Origin of the sequence: Chitinophaga sp., from assembly GCF_035564935.1 — a bacterium.
Classification (GTDB): domain Bacteria; phylum Bacteroidota; class Bacteroidia; order Chitinophagales; family Chitinophagaceae; genus Chitinophaga.
The window spans coordinates 1-2,407 of the sequence record NZ_DATMTE010001126.1 but is presented as its reverse complement, the minus strand read 5'-3'; the positions used below and the strand labels follow the sequence as shown (position 1 = coordinate 2,407).

The window sequence follows — 2,407 nt, the reverse complement described above, 5'->3', positions numbered from 1 at the left end:
AAAATCAGCGTAATCAGCGTTCCAAGACAATTTAAAAGCGCTGAAGGCGCTAACTACGCATGCTGCTTCTTCACCAGCGGGTACATTAAGCTCAGGAATATTCCCATACAAATAGTGAAAGCCCAGGCATGCCGGTTTTCTACGGGATGCAGGAAAATATCCCTCATATCGCCCAGCAGGGTGAGCGGATCTTTCACAATATCCCAGCTGTTATAACGTAAATACCTGCCTATATATACACCCATGCCGCAGAGGAACATTACCGGGAAAGTAAACAGCCATGCGGGCCAGCGGCTATGACGGTTACTCCACATTTTTTCCATGCTGCGGATAGACATGTATCCGAACATCATACCATTCCAGGCAAAGGAAAAAATAACAAACAGATCAAACCATAGCGGCACACCTCCATCAAACAGGTGGAACAGATCCGTGAGTATGTAGGGAGCGTTAGGAATAAACAGCAACCAAACAATGAAGCAGCCGTACCAGTTATACCGGTTCTTTATCTGTTCGGGATGCTTCTCCATCCAGCCGGTGATAGCAAAAGGAATAAAGGCAAGAAAAAGGTTCCAGATCAGCGATACCCGCAAATAGCTGCCGGTATGCATTACACGGAAAAACAGCAACGCCATACTGAACAGCACAGAAGTATACAGGGAGTATTGGTGCCGCGACCGGCCTATACGGTGTTGTAATAAACGGATGGTTCTCTTCAATTGCATATGGTTACTTTTAGATAATTAAAAGATATATGGAATAAACACGACAGCCCCTATAATAGCGGCTCCTATAGCTGCTACCAGTACTGCGCCGGCAGCTACATCCTTAATGAATTTCACTTTGGGATGCAATTGCGGCGAAAGGTGATCCATTATTTTTTCTATTACTGTATTTATCATTTCTGTGATCCACACCAGTGTAATGGCGAGGATGATCCAGATCCATTCCGGCGTTGCTATTTTATACCAGCAACCGGCTGCCACCACCACTATGGTAGCAAGGGCATGAATACGTGCATGCGGTTCGCTGCGCAGAAAAGCGGCAATACCATTAAATGCGTATCCAAAGCTGGCCAACCGTTTGCTGATATATGAATTTCCCATGTTAGTTTTTATTGGATATTGGTGTTTTTCTGCCCTAACTTATCCCACTTGATAGTGGTGCTGAAGTACATGATCAGGGCAAGGATGATAAAGAGTCCTAAGCTTCCCATCAGCAACGCCTGATCTTCTGCACTGATAATCACATAAATGAATCCATAAAGAATAGTAAGTGTAGCCCCGATGCCTGCTGCAATACGAATGCTTTTAAAGGCAGCAGCCGTATATGCAATAATCAGACCTATTGTGAGCACACTGGCAATCAGGTAAGCCATAGTAAAGTTAATTTGTTCTGAAATAGAGATGAGCAGGGTATAAAAAATAACAAGCGCTAACCCGATAAGGGCATACTGCAATGGATGAAGGGCGCGGCGCTGTGATAACTCAATAAAATAGAAAACAAAAAAGGTTAACCCAATGATCATAATGGCATACTTTACTGCGCGCATAGACATCTGGTAGCTTTCTGCCGGCATAAATAACCTGATACCGAAATCGGCGGAATGAATATTGAATTTCTTGCCTTCCCAGCTTTGGGGATAGTTGCGGTTCAGGTGCTGTATCTGCCAGGTGGCAGCAAAGCCTTTATCGTCCACCCTGCGGGTTTTAGGTGGGAAAGCCTCGTCAAAGCCGGGGTCGGTCCAGCTGGAATTAATGCCTACGGTAGTGGTTTTACCAATGGGAGAAAAACTGATCCGGCCGGAGCCTTTTATGCCCAGCTCCAGGGAGAAGTTGCCACCCAGGGCGCCGGTATCGCCCGGAGTAATGGATACCGGCGTTTGAATACCACTGTCAAACAGGTCGTTGCTCACCAGGCCGGGATTAAACACATGATTTTTACCATTCCACATCATTTGTACCTGGTTGCCAATGCCGTGCAGATCGCTGATGCCAATGAGCAGCGACGCGTGTTCCCAATCCAGGACGGAAGGAGGGAGGTTGAGGGTTAACAACTCATTGCCGTTAAACGCGCCGCTGAGCTGCAGCCTGGCGTTGTACACCGCTACATTAAAAATACCGCGGTGCAGTTTTTCCGGCAGTAACTCCCCGTTGATTTTCAGGTTTTCCGGCAGAAGATACACATAGGTGCTTTTTCCCTTATACGGAATGGCCAGCACCGGTCCGGTAATATTCTGCTCGCCACCCCAGCGGCTGCTGATTTCCTGGGTAGCCTCCTTTTGCCGGTCGCGGCGCTCCCAGATGATGTTCTGAATTAATGTGGCCGGGATGAGCAGTACCATCATCAGCACAAAAATGATAACCGCTTTAATAGCGTAGGCATAACGGTCAAAGAAAGAAGGGGA

The 2,407-nt window shown here is 46.9% G+C and carries 3 protein-coding genes; all 3 read right to left on the bottom strand.

Features of this window, described 5'->3' with window-relative positions:
- Positions 1-53: 53 nt before the first annotated feature.
- Positions 54-725 (bottom strand): DUF1361 domain-containing protein, encoded by a 672-nt coding sequence (locus tag VN105_RS29230; RefSeq protein ID WP_325646943.1) that lies wholly within the window; start codon positions 723-725, stop codon positions 54-56.
- 18 nt (positions 726-743) lie between these two features.
- Positions 744-1,106 carry a diacylglycerol kinase family protein gene (locus VN105_RS29225; protein WP_325646941.1) on the bottom strand — a complete coding sequence of 121 codons (363 nt, stop codon included), beginning with the start codon at positions 1,104-1,106 and terminating at the stop codon, positions 744-746.
- 8 nt (positions 1,107-1,114) lie between these two features.
- The coding region (gene creD, locus VN105_RS29220) for a cell envelope integrity protein CreD (protein ID WP_325646939.1) at positions 1,115-2,407 on the bottom strand (1,293 nt) is incomplete at its 5' end.